Annotated in this window: 20 protein-coding genes; 12 read left to right on the forward strand and 8 right to left on the reverse strand. The window is 63.5% G+C overall.

Translation table 11 applies throughout. The features are described from left to right. Positions 1-49: 49 nt before the first annotated feature. The 6 genes from NCS58_RS00670 to NCS58_RS00695 are packed head-to-tail and all read left to right on the forward strand — an operon-like array spanning position 50 to position 6,864. Complete coding sequence (locus tag NCS58_RS00670) at positions 50-2,431, forward strand: xanthine dehydrogenase family protein molybdopterin-binding subunit (protein WP_250537601.1); 2,382 nt, start codon at positions 50-52, stop codon at positions 2,429-2,431. Positions 2,432-2,443: 12 nt separating this feature from the next. Continuing rightward, on the forward strand, positions 2,444-3,244 hold the full coding sequence (locus NCS58_RS00675; protein ID WP_250537602.1) for a xanthine dehydrogenase family protein subunit M: 801 nt from the start codon (positions 2,444-2,446) through the stop codon (positions 3,242-3,244). A gap of 5 nt (positions 3,245-3,249) precedes the next feature. Then, positions 3,250-4,143, forward strand: a complete 894-nt coding sequence (locus tag NCS58_RS00680) for a MoxR family ATPase (RefSeq protein WP_061116659.1) — start codon at positions 3,250-3,252, stop codon at positions 4,141-4,143. 2 nt (positions 4,144-4,145) lie between these two features. Beyond that, complete coding sequence (locus tag NCS58_RS00685; RefSeq protein ID WP_250537603.1) at positions 4,146-5,330, forward strand: VWA domain-containing protein; 1,185 nt, start codon at positions 4,146-4,148, stop codon at positions 5,328-5,330. Then, the gene (locus tag NCS58_RS00690) at positions 5,321-5,872 is read left to right on the forward strand and encodes a CoxG family protein (RefSeq protein ID WP_061116661.1); all 552 of its coding nucleotides are present in this window, start codon (positions 5,321-5,323) and stop codon (positions 5,870-5,872) included. Before NCS58_RS00685 ends, NCS58_RS00690 begins: the two co-directional genes overlap by 10 nt. After that, positions 5,845-6,864 (forward strand): XdhC family protein, encoded by a 1,020-nt coding sequence (locus NCS58_RS00695; protein WP_250537604.1) that lies wholly within the window; start codon positions 5,845-5,847, stop codon positions 6,862-6,864. The genes NCS58_RS00690 and NCS58_RS00695 overlap by 28 nt, the downstream gene beginning before the upstream one ends. Before the next feature lie 282 nt (positions 6,865-7,146). Here the strand turns inward: NCS58_RS00695 and NCS58_RS00700 are convergent, their stop codons facing one another. The 3 genes from NCS58_RS00700 to NCS58_RS00710 form a co-directional block, all read right to left on the reverse strand. Beyond that, the gene (locus NCS58_RS00700; protein WP_250537605.1) at positions 7,147-7,875 is read right to left on the reverse strand and encodes a PepSY-associated TM helix domain-containing protein; all 729 of its coding nucleotides are present in this window, start codon (positions 7,873-7,875) and stop codon (positions 7,147-7,149) included. 175 nt (positions 7,876-8,050) lie between these two features. Then, entirely contained in the window at positions 8,051-9,082 is a 1,032-nt protein-coding gene (locus NCS58_RS00705; protein WP_061116664.1) for a serine/threonine protein kinase, read from the reverse strand. Between the two features lie 60 nt (positions 9,083-9,142). Continuing rightward, a complete protein-coding gene (locus NCS58_RS00710) occupies positions 9,143-9,355 on the reverse strand; it encodes a hypothetical protein (RefSeq protein ID WP_008352308.1) in 213 nt (70 codons plus the stop codon). 323 nt (positions 9,356-9,678) lie between these two features. Between NCS58_RS00710 and NCS58_RS00715 the strand changes: the two genes are divergently transcribed. Together NCS58_RS00715 and NCS58_RS00720 are read left to right on the forward strand one after the other, a co-directional pair. Beyond that, positions 9,679-10,941, forward strand: coding sequence for an MFS transporter (locus NCS58_RS00715; protein WP_250537606.1), 1,263 nt, complete (start codon positions 9,679-9,681; stop codon positions 10,939-10,941). A 224-nt stretch (positions 10,942-11,165) separates the two neighbouring features. Further along, entirely contained in the window at positions 11,166-11,348 is a 183-nt protein-coding gene (locus NCS58_RS00720) for a hypothetical protein (protein ID WP_041730863.1), read from the forward strand. A 41-nt stretch (positions 11,349-11,389) separates the two neighbouring features. Here NCS58_RS00720 and NCS58_RS00725 read toward each other — a convergent pair whose 3' ends face one another. Beyond that, positions 11,390-12,094, reverse strand: coding sequence for a dienelactone hydrolase family protein (locus tag NCS58_RS00725; RefSeq protein WP_250477249.1), 705 nt, complete (start codon positions 12,092-12,094; stop codon positions 11,390-11,392). A 543-nt stretch (positions 12,095-12,637) separates the two neighbouring features. Here NCS58_RS00725 and NCS58_RS00730 point away from each other — a divergent pair. Next, on the forward strand, positions 12,638-13,783 hold the full coding sequence (locus NCS58_RS00730; RefSeq protein WP_250477250.1) for a branched-chain amino acid ABC transporter substrate-binding protein: 1,146 nt from the start codon (positions 12,638-12,640) through the stop codon (positions 13,781-13,783). A gap of 54 nt (positions 13,784-13,837) precedes the next feature. Here NCS58_RS00730 and NCS58_RS00735 read toward each other — a convergent pair whose 3' ends face one another. Then, positions 13,838-15,061 (reverse strand): MFS transporter, encoded by a 1,224-nt coding sequence (locus tag NCS58_RS00735; RefSeq protein WP_250477251.1) that lies wholly within the window; start codon positions 15,059-15,061, stop codon positions 13,838-13,840. A 156-nt stretch (positions 15,062-15,217) separates the two neighbouring features. On the opposite strand from NCS58_RS00735, the gene NCS58_RS00740 reads away from it, so the two are divergent. From NCS58_RS00740 to NCS58_RS00750, 3 genes are all read left to right on the forward strand, one after another. Further along, positions 15,218-15,898 (forward strand): HugZ family protein, encoded by a 681-nt coding sequence (locus NCS58_RS00740; RefSeq protein WP_250537607.1) that lies wholly within the window; start codon positions 15,218-15,220, stop codon positions 15,896-15,898. A 356-nt stretch (positions 15,899-16,254) separates the two neighbouring features. Then, positions 16,255-16,557: an H-NS family nucleoid-associated regulatory protein gene (locus NCS58_RS00745; protein ID WP_061116669.1), complete on the forward strand. Its 303-nt coding sequence runs from the start codon at positions 16,255-16,257 to the stop codon at positions 16,555-16,557. Between the two features lie 214 nt (positions 16,558-16,771). Next, positions 16,772-17,959: a cation diffusion facilitator family transporter gene (locus NCS58_RS00750; RefSeq protein WP_061116670.1), complete on the forward strand. Its 1,188-nt coding sequence runs from the start codon at positions 16,772-16,774 to the stop codon at positions 17,957-17,959. A gap of 8 nt (positions 17,960-17,967) precedes the next feature. Here NCS58_RS00750 and NCS58_RS00755 read toward each other — a convergent pair whose 3' ends face one another. The 3 genes from NCS58_RS00755 to NCS58_RS00765 form a co-directional block, all read right to left on the reverse strand. Further along, a complete protein-coding gene (locus NCS58_RS00755) occupies positions 17,968-18,426 on the reverse strand; it encodes an Lrp/AsnC family transcriptional regulator (protein WP_008352298.1) in 459 nt (152 codons plus the stop codon). 95 nt (positions 18,427-18,521) lie between these two features. Next, positions 18,522-19,157: a hypothetical protein gene (locus tag NCS58_RS00760; RefSeq protein ID WP_061116671.1), complete on the reverse strand. Its 636-nt coding sequence runs from the start codon at positions 19,155-19,157 to the stop codon at positions 18,522-18,524. Beyond that, complete coding sequence (locus tag NCS58_RS00765; protein WP_061116672.1) at positions 19,154-19,798, reverse strand: MBL fold metallo-hydrolase; 645 nt, start codon at positions 19,796-19,798, stop codon at positions 19,154-19,156. The genes NCS58_RS00760 and NCS58_RS00765 overlap by 4 nt, the downstream gene beginning before the upstream one ends. Between the last annotated feature and the right edge of the window lie 205 nt (positions 19,799-20,003).

Genomic DNA, 20,003 nt, shown 5'->3' on the forward strand with positions numbered 1-20,003 from the left:
GGCTCGAGCAAGGCGTTAAAGCGCCAACTCCGGGCGCAAGGAGACCGTGATGAATGCCCCTGAGCAACAGAAACTGATCGGCGCCGGCGTCAAGCGCAAGGAAGACTATCGCTTCCTGACGGGCGCGGGCCAGTACACCGACGACGTGGTCATGCCGCAGCAAAGCTACGGCGTATTCCTGCGCTCGCCGCACGCGCACGCGAAGATCAGGCGCATCGATATCGAAGCGGCGATGAAGTCGCCGGGCGTGGTCGGCATCTTCACCGGCAAGGATATGGCGGGCGAGAACGTTGGCGGCCTGCCGTGCGGCTGGCTCATCCACAGCACCGACGGCTCGCCGATGCACGAGCCGCCGCATCCCGTCATCGCGCACGACAAGGTGTTGCACGTGGGCGATCAGGTGGCGCTCGTCGTCGCGGAATCGGTGAAGGAGGCGAAGGACGCGCTCGAATTGATCGAGGTCGATTACGACGAACTGCCCGCGACCGTCGATACGGCAAGCGCATCGGATGCCGGGCAGCCGCTCGTGCACGACAGCGTGCCGAACAACGTCTGCTACAACTGGGGCCACGGCGACAAGGCGAAGACCGACGCCGCGTTCGCCCAGGCCGCGCACGTGACGACGCTCGATATCGTGAACCAGCGCCTCGTGCCGAACGCGATCGAGCCGCGCGCCGTCAATGCGAGCTATTCGAAGCACGACGACAGCTACACGGTCTACGTCGCGAATCAGAATCCGCACGTCGAGCGTTTGCTGATGGCGGCGTTCGTGCTGCAACTGCCGGAATCGAAACTGCGCGTGATCGCGCCGGACGTAGGCGGCGGCTTCGGTTCGAAGATCTTTCTCTATCCGGAAGATGTCGCGCTGACGTGGGCGTCGAAGAAAGTCGGGCGGCCTATCAAGTGGACCGCCGAGCGTTCCGAAGCCTTCCTCTCCGACGCGCATGGCCGCGATCACGTGACCAAGGCCGAGCTCGCGCTGGACAAGGACGGCAAGTTCATCGGCATGCGCGTGCATACGACGGCGAACATGGGCGCGTATCTGTCGACGTTCGCATCGTCGATCCCGACCGTGCTTTACGCGACGCTGCTCGCCGGTCAATACACGACGCCCGCGATCTACGCCGAAGTCAAAGCCGTGTTCACGAACACGGTGCCCGTCGATGCCTATCGCGGCGCGGGCCGGCCGGAAGCGACGTATGTCGTCGAGCGCCTCGTGGAGACGGCGGCGCGCGAGCTGAATATCGACCCGGTCGAATTGCGCCGCCGCAACTTCATCCGCGAGTTTCCGTACGCGACGCCGGTCGGTCTCACCTACGACACGGGCGACTACGACGCGTGTCTCGACCGCGCACTCGAACTCGCCGACGTGAGAGGCTTCGCGGCGCGCAAGGAAGAATCGAAGAAGAACGGCAAGCTGCGCGGTATCGGTTATTCGTGCTATATCGAGGCCTGCGGGCTCGCGCCGTCGAACGTGGCGGGTGCGCTGGGCGCGCGCGCGGGCCTCTTCGAAGCGGGCGAAGTGCGCGTCCATCCGACAGGCTCGGTCACCGTCTTCACCGGCTCGCACAGCCACGGACAAGGGCACGAAACGACGTTCGCGCAGGTCGTCGCGGACCGGCTCGGCATTTCCATCGATAACGTCGAGATCATTCACGGCGACACCGGCCGCATTCCGTTCGGCATGGGCACATACGGCTCGCGCTCGATCTCCGTTGGCGGCTCGGCGATCATGAAGGCGCTCGACAAGGTCGAAGCGAAGGCGAAGAAGATCGCCGCGCATCTGCTCGAAGCGGCGGTGGAGGACATCGAGTTCAAGAACGGCGTATTCAGCGTCGCGGGCACGGACCGCACGAAGTCGTTCGTCGATGTATCGCTCGCCGCGTACGTGCCGCACAACTTCCCGCTCGAAACGATGGAGCCGGGCCTCAACGAAAACGCGTTCTATGATCCGACCAACTTCACCTATCCGTCGGGCGCGTATGTGTGCGAAGTCGAAGTCGATCAGGACACGGGCGAGACGCGCATCCAGAAATTCACGGCGGTCGACGACTTCGGCAACGTCATCAACCCGATGATCGTCGAAGGGCAGGTGCATGGCGGGCTGGGGCAGGGCATCGGCCAGGCGATGCTCGAACGCTGCGTCTACGACGACAGCACCGGCCAGCTGCTCTCCGGCTCCTTCATGGATTACGCGATGCCGCACGCGATCGATCTGCCGAACTTCACCGTGGAGACCGCGAAGGGCACGCCGTGCACGCACAATCCGCTCGGCGTGAAGGGCTGCGGCGAGGCGGGCGCGATCGGCTCGCCGCCGGCCGTGATCAACGCGATTCTCGATGCGCTCACGCCGCTCGGCGTGAAGGACTTGCAGATGCCCGCGACGCCGCACCGCGTCTGGACCGCGATGCACAACGCCCAACACGCCTGAGGAGCCCGAAAAATGTACTCATTCGACTATCAACGGCCGAACGAAGCGAAGGCGGCGGTCGGCACGCTCGGCGCGAACGGCGACGCGAAGTTTCTCGCGGGCGGCCAGAGCCTGCTGCCGACGATGCGCCTGCGCCTCGCGCAGCCGTCGGCGCTGATCGACGTGACGCGCATCGCGTCGATGAAAGGCGTCACGCTCGATGGCAGCACGCTCACTATCGGCGGCGCGGTCTGCCATGCGGAGGTCGCATCGAACGCCGACGTGAAGAAGGCGCTGCCTGGCCTGGCGGACCTTGCGGGGCGCATCGGCGACCGGCAGGTGCGCGAGCGCGGCACGATCGGCGGCTCGCTCGCGAACGACGATCCGGCGGCGTGCTATCCGTCCGCCGTGCTCGCGCTGAACGCGACCGTCGTGACGGACAGAAGGCGCATCGGCGCGGACGATTTCTTCATCGACATGTACACGACCGCGCTCGAACCCGACGAGCTGATCACGGCCGTCGAGTTCCCGCTCGCCGAGCGTGCGGGCTACGAGAAGTTTCGCAATCCGGCGTCGCACTTCGCGCTCGTCGGCGTGTTCGTCGCGAAGTTCGGAGACGGCGTGCGCGTCGGCGTGACGGGCGCGGCGTCTTCCGTGTTTCGTCCGGCCGAGCTCGAAGCGGCGTTATCGAAGGACTTTTCGGTCGCATCGGCGCGGGGCGTCAGGATCCTGCCCGACGAGCTGAACTCGGACATGCACGCGAGCGCCGAATATCGCGCGCATCTGATTCCGGTGCTCGCGGGCCGCGCGATCGAGCGCGCGATGTCCTTCTGATCGCGATGCAGGGCGAGCCCGGCTCCATCGACGACACGCTCGCGCGGTTGCGCGAGCATCGGTACTTCGCGAACCGCGAGCTCGCGACGGCGCTCTTTCTCGCGCTCAGGATGCAGCGGCCGCTGTTTCTCGAAGGCGAGCCGGGCGTCGGCAAGACCGAGCTCGCGAAAGCGGCGGCGGGCGTGTGCGGCACTACGCTGTTGCGTCTGCAATGCTACGAAGGACTCGATACTGCCAGCGCGCTCTACGAATGGGACTATCCGCGGCAGATCATGGCGCTGCGGCTCGCGGAGGCCTCGGGTGAGACGCCTTCGAACGATTCGCTGTATCGCGGCGAGTTCTTGCTGAAGCGTCCGTTGCTTCAGGCGCTGCTGCCCGATCCCGCGAACCCCGATGCGCGCCGCGTTTTGCTGATCGACGAGATCGACCGCGCCGACGAGCCGTTCGAAGCGTTTCTGCTCGAATTGCTGTCGGATTTTCAGGTATCGATTCCGGAATACGGCACCGTGCGGGCGGCGCGGCCGCCGCTCGTCGTAATGACATCGAACCGCACGCGCGAAGTCCACGATGCGCTGAAGCGCCGCTGTCTCTATCAATGGATCGGTTATCCGGAGCGCGACGTCGAACTCGCGATCGTCGCGGCGCGCGCGCCGGAAGCGGGGCAGGATTTGCAGAAGCGCGCCGTCGCGTTCGTGCACGCGCTGCGCACGCTGGATCTGTTCAAGGCGCCGGGCGTCGCGGAAACGATCGACTGGTGCCGCGCGCTCGCGGCGTTGTCGGTGTCGGAACTCGATCCGCAATCGGTTCAGGACACGCTCGGCGTGCTGCTCAAGTATCAGGACGATCTCGCGCGCATGGACGCCGACACGCTCGCGCAATGCCTCTCCGCCACGCCATGACGATGGAACCCTTCGCCCGCAATGTCGTGCATTTCGTGAGGCTCCTGCGGGCCGCGGGTCTCGGCATGTCGCCCGCGCACGCGGTGGATGCGCTCGACGCGCTGCGTCTCGTCGATCTGAATCGCCGCGACGACGTGCGCGCGACGCTCGCGTGCCTTCTCGTTCACGCGAATGACGAGCGCGACATCTTCGACGCCGCATTCGATCTCTTCTGGCGCGATCCCGACTGGGAAGGCAAGCTGCGCGCGCTATTGCTGCCGAAGGTGAAGGGCGGCCTGCCGCCGCCGAAGCGCAACAACCGTCTAGCCGATGCATTGGCGACGCGCGCCGCGGCATCGAAAGCGCAGGCGTCGGAATCGAAACCCGAAGAGGCGCACGCGCGCATCACGTTCAGCTCGCAGGAACGCCTGAGTCATCGCGACTTCGATACGCTCAGCGCCGACGAATGGCGCACGCTGCGGCATCAGATCCGCGCGCACCGGATGCCGCTCGCGACCGAGCCGACGCGCAGGCTGAAGGCGGCGTCGCGCGGCACGCACGCCGACCTCAAGGCGAGCGCGCGCCATGCCGTCCGCTCGGGCGGCGACTGGACCGTGTGGAAGTATCGCGCGGCGGTCGAGCGCAGGCCGCCGCTCGTCTTGCTGCTCGACATTTCCGGATCGATGAGCGCGTACTCGCGTGCCGTGCTCTATTTCTGTCACGCGCTATTGCAGTCGCGCGAACGTCTCCAGGTATTCTTGTTTGGCACGCGCCTGACCAATGCGACGCGCGCATTGCGCGAACGCGATCCCGATGTCGCCATCGCGACGCTCGGGGCACAGGTGGCGGACTGGTCGGGCGGCACGCGCATCGGCGCGGCGCTCGCGGAGTTCAATCGACGCTGGGCCCGCCGTGTGCTGGCCGGTCGGGCGACGGTGCTGCTCGTCACCGATGGCCTCGATCACGAAGCCATCGACGTGCTCGATGCCGAGATGCAACGGCTCAGACGCTTCGCGCATCGGCTCGTGTGGCTCAATCCGCTGTTGCGCTTCGCCGATTTCACGCCGCGCGCGCGAGGCGTGCGCGCGATCCTGCCGCACGTCGATGCGATGCTCGCGGCCCATAACCTCGACAGCCTCGGCGCTGTGGGCCGCGAACTCGCCGTCCTGTCGCAACACAAGCCCTTGGGAGGCCCGCGATGGAACTGACCGAAACACACACGTTACCCGTGCCTCAGGCGCGCGCGTGGGAAGCGCTCAACGACACGTCGATGCTGAAGGTCTGCATTCCCGGCTGCGACAGCATCGACGCCGACGGCGAGAACGCCTACAACGTCGCGATGACCGCGTCGGTCGGGCCGGTTAAGGCGCGCTTCAAGGGCAGAATGGAGCTCACGAATATCGACGCCCCGCATACTTACACGATCGTGTTCGAAGGGCAGGGCGGCGCGGCCGGCTTCAGCAAGGGCAGCGCGACCGTGAACCTCGAACCCGGCGACGAAGCCGACACGACGAAGCTCAGCTACAGTGCGCACGCGCAGGTCGGCGGCAAGCTCGCGCAAATCGGCTCGCGGCTTGTCGACGGCGCGGCGCGTAAGATTGCGGGTGAATTCTTCAAGCGGTTCAGCGCGCAGTTGCAGGGCGGGCAGGAATCGCAGGGTGCAGGCGCCGCCGACGAAAACGGCGGAGAAGTGCAGGAAGGGCAGGAGAAAGGAAAGAAATCATGGACAGCGTGGATCTCGAAGTCCTGAAGAACAGCGCGCGATGGCTCGAAGAGGGGCATCGCGTGTTGCTCGTGACGGTGGTGAAGACGTGGGGTTCGTCGCCGAGGCCCGAGGGCGCGATGCTCGCCGTGCGCGGCGATGGTCACGTCGTCGGCTCGGTGTCGGGCGGATGCATCGAGGACGATCTCATCGACCGCGTGCGGCAACGGGGCATCGAGCAGACGAAGCCGGAGGCGGTGAAGTACGGCATCAGCGCGGAAGAGGCGCACCGGTTCGGCTTGCCGTGCGGCGGCACGATCCAGCTCGTGCTGGAACCTTTGACGATGTCGAGCGGCATTGCCGAACTGTGCGCGGCGGTGGAAAGCGGCAGGCTCGTCGCGCGCACGCTCGACATGGCGACGGGCGATGTGCACCTCGAACCCGCGCAAGCCACCGACGGCGTGCTTTTCGACGACGCGCGGCTTCTGACGATTCACGGCCCGCGCTACCGGATGCTGGTGATCGGCGCGGGGCAGCTGTCGCAGTATCTGTGCAGCATCGCGGTCGGGCTGGACTATCAGGTCACCGTCTGCGATCCGCGCGAGGAATATACGGAAGAGTGGAACGTGCCGGGTACGACGATCGTGCGCACCATGCCCGACGACACCGTCATGGACATGAAGCTCGACGAGCGCTGCGCGGTGATCGCGCTCACGCACGATCCCAAGCTCGACGATCTCGCGTTGATGGAAGCGTTGAAGACACGCGCGTTCTATGTCGGCGCGCTCGGTTCGCGGCGCAATAACGCGGCACGTCGCGAGCGCCTCAAGGAGTTCGATCTCAGCGAGGCCGAACTCGCGCGGCTGCATGGACCGGTGGGCATCTACATTGGCAGCAGGACGCCGCCGGAGATTGCCGTGTCGATTCTCGCGGAGGTCACGGCGGCGAAGAACGGCGTGTCGTTGCCGGAGTTGTTGCAGGTCGAAGGCGCGAAGGCGGCGCGCGAGGTAGCGGGGAGAGGCGAAGTGTGCGGCGTCTGAGCGCGCCGCAATGACTACGAAATCCTGACGATGCGTCCTTGGTCCGCATCTCTCGTTTGCGTGGCCGGATAGGCTGACGCGAAGCCTTTCCCTCCTTGGCTCGAAGTCTGCATCGAATGCCCGGGGAGGTTTTGATCGGCGATGTGCTGCCGGGCGGAATGCCGCTCAAGATTTTCTGAGCGGCGTTCGATGTGCTGACGATCGTGGTGCTGGGGAGCGGCCTTTATCTGTGACCCACGCGGCATAACCCGGGGACGGGAAAGCGCGCCGCGTAGCCGGAAGTCACATCAACCCGCAAACAATCGCCGCGATCAACGATGTCGCGACGATCACCACGCCCGCCGTTCGCTTCTTGTTCAACTCGGTCCACAGCAACACGCCGGTCAGCGAAAGAAGAACGATGCTGCCCGCAAACGTGTCGATGAGCAGCACCCAGCCCACGCTCAGGCCCACGCCCTTGTGCAGGTTGGTCATCATCGCGAGGACGGTGTTTTCCGTGCGTTTCACCGACACGAAGTTGTTGCCCACCCAGTACTCGGCCATCACGCTGCCGCCGGGGGATGCCACCATCACCGACCATTGCTCCGGCTGCATGGTGCTCCTGTCGCCCCAGCCGACCGGATGCGCCGGCTCGCGGCGCGTGCGCCCGAGGTTGCCATCGAGCTTCAATTCCTTCTTCAGCCACGCGCCCATGTCGCGCGGCGTCTTGAAGCCTTCGGCGGGCAGCGGCATCTGCATCTGCGAAACCTGCGGCTCGCCCGTGGAAATGCGCAGCGGCGGCGCGCGGTGATTCAGCAGAAAGCCCGTCATGCCGAACAGCAGGCCGAGCAGCGCGCCCCACAAGCCGATCCAGCCGTGCACCTTGCGCAGCCACTTCAGAAACGTCGAGCGGCGCGAGCGGTTCTTGCGCGCGAATTGCTCGGCATCGTCGATGAGGCGTCCATGCGGGCGATAGTGCGTCGGGCCGCTCGTCGCGGGCGGCTGCGGATTGAGGGTGTCAGGCGCGTTCACGCGTCTCTCCAGATCGGGCGTTAGCAGGCAAAGCCGCGCCCCGATCGGCTATACGCGAACGAACGCGCGGCGATCGACGAAAGGCGGGCAAATGAGAATTGTTATCATTACACGCGGCAAAGCGCTTTTCAATGCTTTGCGATTGCCTGACAGTGCGCGAATGTCACGAAAAGTTTCAGACGGGCCAGAGCGGCCCTTCCTGCATCGCGCCGACTTGCTCGCGCAGTTCGAGGATGCGGTCTTCCCAATAGCGTTGCGTGTTGAACCAGGGAAAGGCGGCCGGAAACGCGGGATCGTTCCAGCGGCGCGCCAGCCACGCGGAGTAGTGGATCAGCCGGAGCGTGCGCAAGGCTTCCACGAGATGCAGTTCACGCTGATCGAACTCGCAGAAATCTTCGTAGCCGGCGAGCAGATCCGTGAGCGCGCGCGATGCGTCCGCGCGTCCGGCGGGCAACAGCAGCCATAAATCCTGAATCGCCGGACCCATTCGGCTATCGTCGAAATCGACGAAATGGGGGCCCGCGTCGGTCCAGAGCACGTTGCTCGGATGACAGTCGCCGTGCAGACGCAGATGCCGCACGTCGCCCGCGCGGTCGAAGCATTGCGCGACGCCTTCGAGCGCCATCGATACGACGGTTTCCCAGGCTTCGCGCACATCGGCGGGGATGAAGCCATGCGTCAGCAGAAAATCGCGCGGTTCGTAGCCGAACGTCTCGATATCGAGCGTGGGTCGCTCGCGATAAGACTCGAGTCCGCCCACCGCGTGAATGCGCCCGATGAAGCGCCCGAGCCATTCGAGCGTATCGGTGTGGTCGAGATCGGGCGCGCGTCCGCCGCGGCGCTCGAAAACCGAGAAGCGGAAACCGTCGAATTCGTGCAGCGTCGCGCCTTCGAGCACGCGCGCCGGCACCGCCGGAATCTCGCGTTCGACGAGACTGGCGACGAATGCATGTTCTTCGAGGATCGCCGTATTCGACCAGCGTTCCGGACGATAAAACTTCGCGACGACCGGCGCGCCGTCTTCGACGCCCACCTGATAGACGCGGTTCTCGTAGCTGTTGAGCGGCAGCAGGCGGCCGTCGGTGCGTGTGCCCACGGGGATCAGCACGCTGTCCAGCGCATCGAGCACGCGCTCGGGCGTGAGGCCGGCGAAGGGCGGCGCGTCATCGGCAGGCGCGCCTTGGGAATCGGGATCGATTGGGTTCATCCCGGCATTGTGCCGCGCCTTCGCGCGGGCGGCATCATTACATCAACGATGCGGCGCCGTTCAATGAACGACCGTGTTCGACGGGCGCACGACATCGCCCGTATCGATCAGGTCTTCGAGAAAGAACGGCTCCGTATTGAGCAGCTTGGTCACGCCGGGCTCGCCCGCGTACCAGGCGACCATCGCCATGTCACCGAGAATGCGCATGACGATGCCGCGCGCACCCTGAGGCACGGCAATATGCACAGAGCGGACAATCGAACCGATTTGCATGATGAATCCCCGTTTCAACGCCGGCTGAGGATAAAACGCCGGTCATATATTTCACCAAGCACAGGCTTTTCACGGCTCGTGCACCAGACAATCGCCGCGTCTTTGTTGCGGGAAGCGCGACATGCGCGGCTTTCATGAACGATTGTGCTCTTACTTTAGCGCATCGCGATGCGTCGGCGCGACGCCATTTGGCTCGTTATGTTGCCGATCGCAGACGACTCGCAGTAATTACTCGGTGATCGTCGCCGAAGAGCGTGTGTCGTATTAGGCAAAACCCTAGGGATCGGCGTATCGTCGAGAGTTTTTCAGCGGAGACTTCATTCGTGAATGCTGCACCGGCGCCCGAGCGCCCGAACGCCGACGATAATGCCAACCGCGCCGCCGACGCCGCGCCGTATCTCGAACGCGGCTCGCGCGCCTACTGGCGTGCATCGCTTGCGCTGCTGTTCGCCGGCTACGCGACTTTCTCGCTGCTGTATTGCGTGCAGCCGTTGCTTCCCGAGTTCACGAAGGCATTCGGCGTCAGTCCGGCTGTCAGCGCGCTTGCGGTGTCGGTGAGCACGGCGGCGCTCGCGATTGCCATCTTCATCGCGGGATTCGTCTCGGAAAGCTGGAGCCGCCACCGTTTGATGACGCTTTCGCTGCTTGCATCGTCGGTGTTGACGGTCATCGCCGCGGTGCTGCCCGATTGGCACGCGCTACTCGCGGTGCGCGCACTCGAAGGCTTCGCGCTCGGCGGCGTGCCCGCCGTCGCGATGGCGTATCTCGCGGAGGAAGTGCATCCGGAAGGCCTCGGTCTCGCGATGGGTTTGTATGTCGGCGGGACTGCAATCGGCGGGATGGCGGGGCGTGTGATCAGCGGCATCCTCGCGGACCTGTTCGGCTGGCGCGTCGCGATCGGCGGCATCGGGCTGCTGGGTTTGCTCGCCACGCTCGCGTTCCGTTCGCTCCTGCCGCCGTCGCGGCGGTTCAAGCCTCGGCGCGGCGTCGGGTTCGCGCATCATCGGCGCTCGCTTGCCGGCCATTTGAGGCACGGCGGCTTGCCGTTTCTGTTCCTCATCGGCTTCGTGCTGATGGGCAGTTTCGTCACGCTCTACAACTACGTCGGTTACCGGCTGCTCGGCGCGCCGTTTCAACTGAATCAGACGCAGATCGGCGCGATCTTCACCGTGTATCTCACGGGCGTCGTCGCGTCGCCGTGGTCCGGCAAGATGGCCGATGTCTTCGGACGCGGCCGCGTGCTGATCGCGAGTCTCTTCCTGATGATGCTCGGCATTGCGCTGACGCTGTCGAACGCGCTGCCGGTAATCATCGCCGGTATCGCGTGCCTGACGTTCGGCTTCTTCGCCGGCCACGCGGTCGCGAGCGGCTGGGTCGGGCGGCTCGCAGCGCAGGCCAAAGGACAGGCGGCGGCGCTCTATCTGCTCGCGTATTACATCGGATCGAGCCTGATCGGATCGTACGGCGGCCACTTCTGGACCGAGTTCGGATGGACGGGCGTGGCCGGGCTGATCGGCGGATTGCTGCTCGTCGGACTGGCGGGCGCGACGTACCTGAACCGGCGCGAGCGCGCGCCGGTCGCGTGAGTCGAAAGCCGGTTGAAAAGAAGCGAAGCTAAGGGTTTTCCGTGTTTGCTTAAAAACGGGCGCGCGTCAAGCCTTGTCAGGCAAGGCTTTCGTGCATCGCTCGGGTTTCCCATCGCACGAAGATCACCGACGCCTTTGACTTGAGCGGCCTATACTCGAATCGTCGATGCAGCTTCTCACCGCGCGACGATCAAAGCCAGAAGCAAGACGAAGGGAGACGCACTATGACGTACTTCACGATCGGCGACTTCATCCTGATCATCCCGATGGCGCTCGCTGGCGCGCTGTTCCTTGGGGCCATTCCCTGCGCGACGCATTTCAAGAACAACGTCCTGCGTGTATTCGGTGCGCTGCTCGGTGTGCTCGCCGCCTTTCTTCTCGTCGAAGGCTTGCCCGCGCTGATATAACGAGCGCCCCGTGCGGGCGCGCTCGCTCATGCAGTTTGCTTTTACAGATGCTCGCCGAGGAAGGTCAGCGTGCGCCCGTGCGCGAGCGCTGACGCCCGGGCGTTGTACGACGCGCGATCGCCGCAGTTGAAACCGTGGTCGGCTTGCGGGTAGACGTACAGCGCCGAATCCTTGCGGCCGGCGAACTTCTGGCGCACGGCATCCACCGCATCGGGCGGAATGTGCGCGTCGAGTTCGCCGTAGTGGAACTGCATCGGCACTTTGACCTGATCGGCTTTATCGAGCGCATTCTGAATGCCGCCGCCGTAGTAGGCCACCGCCAGATCGACGGAACCCTGCGCCGCCGCGAGATACGCGAGCCGGCCGCCGAAGCAATAGCCGATCGCGGCGATCTTGCCCGTCACCTCGGGCAGCGCGCCCAGCGCATCCGCGGCCGCGCCGACATCGGCGACAGCGGCGTCGAGCTTGGTCTTTTGCAGCAGTTCCATCGCCTTTTCGCGATCCGCGCCTTCGTAGCCCAGCTCGACGCGCGGCTGCGTGCGCCAGAAGACGTCGGGCGCGAGCGCGACATAGCCATCGGCGGCGTATTGATCGGCGACGCTGCGTATGTGGCCGTTCACGCCGAAGATCTCCTGCAGGATGATCACGGCAGGCCCGGTGCCTGTCCTGGGTAGCGCGAGATAGCCCTGGAAGCTGTCGCCATCGGCCGGGATGTCGATCCAGCGGGAAGTCACGGGTACGGTCACGTCGATACTCCTTGCGTATGTGAAAAGGTTGGCCGGGTGAGTTTGCCAGCTTTCCCTTTCAGTCGCCCTGACCGTCCGCCCTGCGCTTGGCACGCCGTTTGACGCGCAGCCGGTTTTTAGAGCCTCCGATCTAAACGCAAGCTAAAAAGAAGCTTTAAAAGAACAGGCTAATGATGACGGCCGGCAGGGATTATCGGTGCGTGCCAATCGAACTTGAATGACAGTCAAACCTTTGCGCGCCGATGTCGCGCAAACCCGCATGCACAGGGCGTCTTCGCGCGAACACCACCACAAACGGCGGCGCATCACAACTGGCCGTTAATTGGTAGTGACACCACTATCTTAAAAAACTTCCCTAAATTAATTTGACAACCCTACACTTGCGCGCAGTGCGGATGGCGGCTGCCACGAACGGCCGCCGGAAGGACTTGCCAAGTGCATGACGATGCATCCGGCGTGGTCGTCCACGGGACTGAGCGATCGTGATGAAAGACGGGGCACAGGGCGATTACGTTGTTTTTGGGACCGAAACTGGAGACTTACATGAACACCAAGCTTCACAAACTGTTGCCGATCAGCGCTGCAGCCGTGCTGTTCGCTACGTTGGCAACGTCCGCAGCAGCCGACCAGGTCGTCAAGATCGGTCACGTCGCTCCGCTGACCGGCGGCATTGCTCACCTAGGCAAGGATAACGAAAACGGCGCGCGGCTCGCAGTCGAAGAGATCAACGCCAAGGGTCTCACGATCGGCGGCCAGAAGATCACGCTGGAACTCGACGCGCAGGACGACGCAGCCGACCCGCGCACCGCCACGCAGGTGGCGCAGAAGCTGGTCGATGACAAGGTCGTCGGCGTCGTCGGTCACTTGAACTCCGGTACGTCTATTCCGGCTTCGAAGATTTACAGCGACGCGGGCATCGTCCAGATCTCCCCGTCGGCGACGAACCCGACCTACACGCAGCAAGGCTTCAAGACGACGTATCGCGTCGTCGCGACCGATGCGCAGCAAGGCCCGGCGCTCGCCAACTACGCGGCGAAGAGCCTGAAGGTGAAGACGGTTGCCGTGGTCGACGATTCGACCGCTTACGGCCAGGGTCTCGCGAACGAATTCGAGAAGACCGCCAAGTCGCTCGGCCTCAAGGTGATCTCGCATGACGCGACCAACGACAAGGCTGTCGACTTCCGCGCCATTCTGACCAAGATCAAGGGCGAAAACCCCGACGCCGTGATGTACGGCGGCATGGACGCGACCGGCGGCCCGTTCGCCAAGCAAGCCAAGCAGCTCGGCCTGCGCGCGAAGGTTCTCGCGGGCGACGGCGTCTGTACCGAAAAGCTGTCGGATCTGGCCGGCGACGCGACCGACAACGTCGTGTGCTCGGAAGCGGGCATGGCGCTCGAGAAGATGGACGGCGGCAAGCAGTTCGCGGACAAGTTCCAGAAGCGCTTCGGCCAGCCGATCCAGATCTACGCGCCGTTCACGTATGACGCGGTGTACATCATCGTCGACGCGATGAAGCGCGCCAACTCGACCGATCCGGCCAAGATCGTCGCCGCGATGCCGAATACGGACTACAAGGGCGTGATCGGCCAGACGACCTTCGATTCGAAGGGCGATCTGAAGCACGGCGTGATCTCGCTGTACAACTACAAGGGCGGCAAGAAGACGCTGCTCGACGTCGTGAAGATGTAATCGACGCGGGACTTCGGTCTCGGAAAGCGCGCGGAGCCGAAAGGCCCGCGCGCTTTATATTTTCCAGCGCTTCAGAATGCGCGGCCCGATGACCGTGATGATCAGGCAGCACGCCGCCACGACGCACAGGCCGGTCGGCAGCGTGCTGATCTGCGCGACCCCGCCGATCAGCACCGGCCCGAGCAGCAAGCCGAAGTACGCGAGGCCCGCGACCTGCGCGAGTCCTTCGGCCGCGGTGACGCCTTCGACGCGCGCCGCCGCCGCGAACAGCACAGGCATCATGTTCGCGAGACCGAGGCCCATCAGCGTGAATCCGGTCATCGTGGCGATGGTGTTCGGCAACACGAGCGCCATCACCATGCCGATGAACGCGAGACCCGCGCTTCCGAAGATCAGTTGCGGCGCACCGAAACGCGCGCGCACCGCGTCGCCGCCGAAGCGCCCGGCCGCCATGCCGCCGGAGAACGCCGCGTAGGCCGCGCTCGACACCGACGGCGTGGCCTCGACGACATCGCGCATATAGACGGTGGCCCAGTCGTACATCGCGCCTTCCGCGATCAGCGCAATCAGCGCCAGGCCGCCGAGCGCCCACAGCGCGCCCGAGCGCCAGCGGTTCGACGACGACGCCTTTGCGTGCTCGTCGTGATGAGGAACATGCGGTAACACGGCGGGCATCGAAACGAGCAGGACGATGAGGCTCACGCCCGATGCGAGCGCGAGATGTGCGGCGGGTGAGAGCCCGTGCGCGAGCAGCGCGCCGCCGACTGCCGCGCCCGCCATCCCGCCGATGCTGAACATGCCGTGCAGCGACGACATGATCGGGCGCCCCAATGCCTGTTCGACCGCGCTCGCTTCGGCGTTCATCGCGACATCGAGCGTCGCCATGCCGAAGCCGAAGATCGCAAGCACGATCAGGAGCAGCCAATACGAAGGCGTCACCAGGATCAGCGAGCCGCAGAGCATCATCGTGATGCCGCCCGCCAGGCAGGCGGTGCGCGTGCCGGCACGCGCGATCCACGATCCGGCCGTGAGCATCGCAAAGATCGAACCGCCCGCGACGGCGAGCAGTGCAAACGACAGCATGCCCGGGCTGAGCGCGAACTTGTCGCGCACGGTCGGCACGTGCACGCCCCACGACGCGTACATCATGCCCGCGATGAAGAAGACGGCCATCGTCGCGTAGCGTGCACGGACGCGCGTGGCATGCGGAAGGCTGCGATGCAGCGCGAGCGTCGGATTGATTTCGCAGGCGGCGGAGGCGGTAGTCGAGTCGGACACGAGAGGAACCGTTTTGAAGGTTGCGCGAAACGAGAGCGTGACCGGGCATGATGCCATCGGACGCGAAGGCTTTCGATTCTATCGAACGGCCAGGCGACACGCTGGGATGCGCTGCATTACCATCGTTCGACGAATCGACGAACGAACGAGACCTGCATGAACATTCCACCGCAAGCGCCGCTTCATTTGCTGCATCGCATGTCCGAAGGCACGCTCGCCACGCATTCGCGCGAGCCGCGCGGCTTTCCCTATCCGACAGCGCTGCCGTTCGCGCCGACCGCTCGTCACGTGCCGATGCTGCTGATCAGCCATCTTGCCGAGCACACGCGCAATCTTCACGCCGATGCGCGCGCCGGGTTTCTGGTCGCACATCCGGCGGACGGCGGCGTGCTGGACGGTCAACGCCTGACGATGCTCGGCAGCTTCGCGCCCGCGAGCCCGGAGGAGGGCGCCGAACTCGCGCGCCGTTATCTGCGGTATCACCCGGATGCGGCGCGTTATCTGGAACTCGGCGATTTCTCTTTCTGGGTGATGTCGGTGGAACGCATGCGGTATATCGGCGGATTCGGCGCGATGGGATGGCTCGCCGGCGAAGAACTCGATGCGCTGCCACCGGTTAGCGCGGCAGACGAATCGTCGTTATGGGAATATTTTGATGCTTTCGCGGGCCGCCCGGAGAATCTCCGCTTATTGGGGGTGGACCGGTACGGCTGCGATTTGCTGCTTACCGCTACGCGCAATCGTTTTACATTCGATTACCCGAAACAGACGAACGAGGAATTGAAAGCGGCGCTAAAGGATTGTTTCGAGCGGCAACGCGACATTTCACAGCGATAAATCCGGCTTGTTGCGGCCCGATTTCGCGGCGATCGCACAGACTGGCTCAATGAACCGGGTAAATTGTCATCTCATGAAACTTTGCGGCTGACTTTATCGTCGTTGTTTTCATCGGATGCCACGCTGCCGGCGGCAGGTCAAAGGAGCGGGTTTTTTACACCAGCTCATCAGCCGCGCCAAACTTCGGAATTTTCGGCAAATGTTACGAAGAAAGTTGCGAAACTTTTTATTAAGTGGCGATTCGCACATGCCGCGTTAAAGAGAACTGTGTTAATCTGCGTGCCAGCCGAGGCTATACTGATAACTGAAAGCGAGCGCGTTGATTCGCAAGCCAGCAAACCACTTAGGGAATTGCCATGCCGTCATACAAGGAACTCCTCGCACAACGCGAGTCTCTCGAACGCCAGATTGAAGAAGCCAAGTCGCGCGAATACGCCGAAGTGCTTAATGAGATCAAGCAGAAAATGGCGGATTACGGGATCACGCTTCAGGAACTGGCTGGCGGTCGGGGTGCTAAAGGTACGAAGGCGGCGCGCAGCCGTTCTGGTGTGGCGCCGAAATATCGTGATCCCGAAAGCGGCAGCACGTGGTCCGGTCGCGGCAAGCCGCCGAAGTGGATCGCCGGACAGGATCGGGACAGCTTCCTCATCGGCAAATAAGCGCTGAGCAGGATCGTGCCTGAAAAGCCGCGTCTCGACACGCGGCTTTTTTATTTCGCAGTTGCATAAACGGCCTCTTCGGTCACTTATTCTGCACGCAGCCGGCGTGTTCAAGGCCGATTCCGGACTATTGTCGTTGACGCATAAAAGCGTCGCGACGCACCGCTGATAAAATAGGAATCTGAAAAGGCCCGAGTACACCGAGCATAATTACATGCCGCTTTCAACAACGCACGCTGCGGAAAAGCAGGAGGTTGCCCGAAGAACCACCTGGACGAGCATCGCGGTAAATAGCGGGCTTACCGCAGCGCAACTCGTCGTGGGCTTTGTTGCGCACTCACAGGCACTGATTGCGGATGGCGTTCATTCGCTTGCCGACATCGTGTCGGATTTTCTCGTGTTGATTGCGAACAAGCACGCAGGCGCGGCCCCGGACGTCGATCATAACTACGGGCATAGCCGGTATGAAACCGTGGCGTCATTATTCCTCGGCGGATTACTCGTCGCGGTGGGCGTCGGAATGCTATGGCGCGCAGGCGCGCGAATCGTCAACCTTCAGGATATTCCGCCGGTAAAGGTCGGCGCGCTGGCTGTTGCGATAATCGTGCTCCTTTCCAAGGAAGCGCTCTTTCGCTATATGCTGCGGGCGGCTGAACGGGTGCGCTCCTCGATGCTCGTCGCAAATGCGTGGCACGCGCGATCCGATGCCGCTTCTTCGCTGGTTGTCGCGCTTGGGATAATCGGCAGTCTGGCCGGATTCCGCATTTTGGACCCGATCGCCGCTGCGCTCGTCGGTTTCATGATCGGCAAGATGGGATGGACGTTTGCGTGGGACGCATTACAAGACCTTTCCGATCGCGCGCTCGATCAAACGACTACCGAGGATTTGCGAACTATTCTGCTGGCCACGCCCGGCGTGCGTGAGGTCCATGAGTTCCGCACACGCAAAATGGGCGATCTCGCCATCGTCGATGCGCACATTCTGGTCGATCCGCTCATCTCGGTTTCGGAAGGCCACTACATCGCCGAATCGGCGCGCGCGAACATGCTGGCCGACACGCGGGTCATCGACGCACTCATTCATGTCGACCCCGAACTCGATGAACTCAATCCGCTGCCGGGCAACTTTCCGTTGCGTTCAACCGTCAGCGACGCTGTGCGGGCGGCGTTCGCACAACACGGAATGCCCGTCGAGAGCTTGAACCTGCATTACCTGAGCAGCGGCTTCAATGTCGATGTCATGCTGCCCGCGCCAGGCGCGCCGGACACCGCAGCGAAACTGGAGTCGATCGATTTCGACGCGCTCAGGCGCAAGATCGGAGCGCGTGAGATTCACATCGCACAAGCGCTGGATTACGCGCCCGCCTCGGCGACGAAGCGCGCGATCGATACGCCACGCTAAAACGCCGCTCAGAGCGGCAATTGCGTGTCGAACTTGATTTCGCGAAGCACCACGCTCGTTCGCACTTGCGCGACGGCGGGAATCTTGAAGATGCGATCGTGCAGGAACGCGTCATACGCCTTGATATCCGGCGCAACGATCTTGAGGATGTAATCGGATTCGCCGGTCGTGCTATAGCACTCGGTGACTTCCGGACAAGTGGCGATTTCCCGCTCGAACTGCTCGACGCCGCCTTCGGTGTGACGCGTGAGATGGATATGCGCGAGCGCGCAGACGTGAAGGCCGAGTTTCTCGCGGTCGAGCAGCGCCGTATAGCGCTGAATGACGCCCGATTGCTCCATATCCTTGATGCGGCGCCAGCACGGCGTGCTCGACAAGCCGACCTGGTCGGAAATTTCCTGAACGGAGCGTCGTGCGTCCAGTTGCAGAAGACGCAGGATTTTTTGTGAGAATGTATCGAGAGTCAACTGCGCCTCCGTTCGGTCGCGATTTGACTCTCATGGTAGAGGCGCCAGAAAAGAAACGCAATGCAAGGCGCCCGCACTGAGGGAGTTTCCCTAACTCACTGGCCTGACTGCGCGGTTTTACCTTCGGCATCGCCGCTCGGTTCGGCCGATGTCCGAGCCATCGCGGCCTGCGATGCCCGCAGCTCCGCAAGCATGTTGCAAAAGAGGGCGCCTTGCTCGATCGCGTCGTCGAGTGCGACGTGCGTGTGCGGCAGCTCATCGAACCAATGCTTCGGCAGACGCGGCTTGATTGCCTTGCGATACGGCAGGCCGGTCATCGCGAAGGCGAGCGTCTTGATATCGAGCGCGGACCACGAGAACGGGCAGCGCTCGGCAAAGCGCATCATGTACCAGAACATATACGTGAAGTCGAAGCCCGCCGGATACGCGACGAACACCGGCTTGCCCGGCAGCGCCTCCACCCATTCGACATAAGCCGGCAGCGCGATCTCCGGCTTCTGTAAATCCTTGCGGCACGCGGCCCACGCGTCCGGCTGCGTTTTCCACCATGCGGCCTGGACCGGATGGGGCGCCGCGCCTTCCAGCGTTTCGAGATTGGCCGAAAAAGTGCCGATGAGTTGCTTGTCGGCCGTGAACGCTGCCGAGGCGAAGCTCAGCATGGAATGCGGTCCGGGAATCGGGCCATCGGCTTCGACGTCGGTGCTGACGTAGATTTCGGGAATCGCGTTCACGCTGTCACTCCGTCGCGCACGAACGGGTTGGTGCGCCGTTCTTCGCCGAAAGTCGATGCCGGGCCGTGACCGGGCACGAACGTGACCTCGTCGCCGAGCGGCCACAGCTTCTCGCGGATCGAGCGGATAAGTTCAGCGTGATTGCCACGCGGAAAATCCGTGCGTCCGACGGAACCGGCGAACAGCACATCGCCGACGAACGCGAGCTTGTGCTCACGGCTGAAGAACACGACGTGGCCCGGCGTGTGACCCGGGCAGAAATAAACTTCCATCGACTCGTTGCCGAATTGCACGGTGTCGCCGTCGACCAGCCAGCGTTCCGGTGTGAACGCTTCCGCGCTCGAGAAGCCGAAGCGCTGAGTCTGCGCGGGCAACTGGTCGATCCAGAACGCGTCTTCACGGTGCGGTCCTTCAATTTGTACGCCGTAATGGTCGGCGAGCGCCTTTGCTCCGCCGCAGTGATCGAGGTGGCCGTGCGTCAGGAGAATCTTGTCGACGGTCAGGCCCTGCCGTTCTACTTCCTCGATGATGCGTTCGATGTCACCGCCCGGGTCCACGACAGCGGCGCGCCGCGTCGCGTCGCAGATCACGATCGAGCAGTTCTGCTGAAAGGGCGTCACGGGAACGAGAATGACTTTCATATGACTGTCGTCGGTACGCGCAGGACTGTAAAAACGTCCATTGTACCGGTGCCAGAACGCATGCAATGGTGATGCTGAAAGCACTTGGGAATCCGCCGCAAACTGGCAATTCTTACGGTCATAGCGAAAATCAATGACCAAATGTTGGGTCCGGCGGGACGAACCGCTGTTTTTTTGTATAATGGCAGTACTTGTGCATGGACTT

This window comes from Caballeronia sp. INML3B, assembly GCF_023631305.1.
Lineage (GTDB): Bacteria > Pseudomonadota > Gammaproteobacteria > Burkholderiales > Burkholderiaceae > Caballeronia > Caballeronia turbans.

Bases quoted from the DNA above. Each gene is read 5' to 3' on its own strand.
- NCS58_RS00745 (WP_061116669.1), top strand. From the start codon at position 16,255: ATGCCGTCATACAAGGAACTCCTCGCACAACGCGAGTCTCTCGAACGC.
- NCS58_RS00765 (WP_061116672.1), bottom strand. From the start codon at position 19,798: ATGAAAGTCATTCTCGTTCCCGTGACGCCCTTTCAGCAGAACTGCTCG.
- NCS58_RS00705 (WP_061116664.1), bottom strand. From the start codon at position 9,082: ATGAACCCAATCGATCCCGATTCCCAAGGCGCGCCTGCCGATGACGCG.
- NCS58_RS00690 (WP_061116661.1), top strand. From the start codon at position 5,321: ATGGAACTGACCGAAACACACACGTTACCCGTGCCTCAGGCGCGCGCG.
- NCS58_RS00695 (WP_250537604.1), top strand. From the start codon at position 5,845: ATGGACAGCGTGGATCTCGAAGTCCTGAAGAACAGCGCGCGATGGCTC.
- NCS58_RS00685 (WP_250537603.1), top strand. From the start codon at position 4,146: ATGGAACCCTTCGCCCGCAATGTCGTGCATTTCGTGAGGCTCCTGCGG.
- NCS58_RS00750 (WP_061116670.1), top strand. From the start codon at position 16,772: ATGCCGCTTTCAACAACGCACGCTGCGGAAAAGCAGGAGGTTGCCCGA.
- NCS58_RS00740 (WP_250537607.1), top strand. From the start codon at position 15,218: ATGAACATTCCACCGCAAGCGCCGCTTCATTTGCTGCATCGCATGTCC.
- NCS58_RS00730 (WP_250477250.1), top strand. From the start codon at position 12,638: ATGAACACCAAGCTTCACAAACTGTTGCCGATCAGCGCTGCAGCCGTG.
- NCS58_RS00710 (WP_008352308.1), bottom strand. From the start codon at position 9,355: ATGCAAATCGGTTCGATTGTCCGCTCTGTGCATATTGCCGTGCCTCAG.
- NCS58_RS00680 (WP_061116659.1), top strand. From the start codon at position 3,250: ATGCAGGGCGAGCCCGGCTCCATCGACGACACGCTCGCGCGGTTGCGC.
- NCS58_RS00675 (WP_250537602.1), top strand. From the start codon at position 2,444: ATGTACTCATTCGACTATCAACGGCCGAACGAAGCGAAGGCGGCGGTC.
- NCS58_RS00720 (WP_041730863.1), top strand. From the start codon at position 11,166: ATGACGTACTTCACGATCGGCGACTTCATCCTGATCATCCCGATGGCG.
- NCS58_RS00670 (WP_250537601.1), top strand. From the start codon at position 50: ATGAATGCCCCTGAGCAACAGAAACTGATCGGCGCCGGCGTCAAGCGC.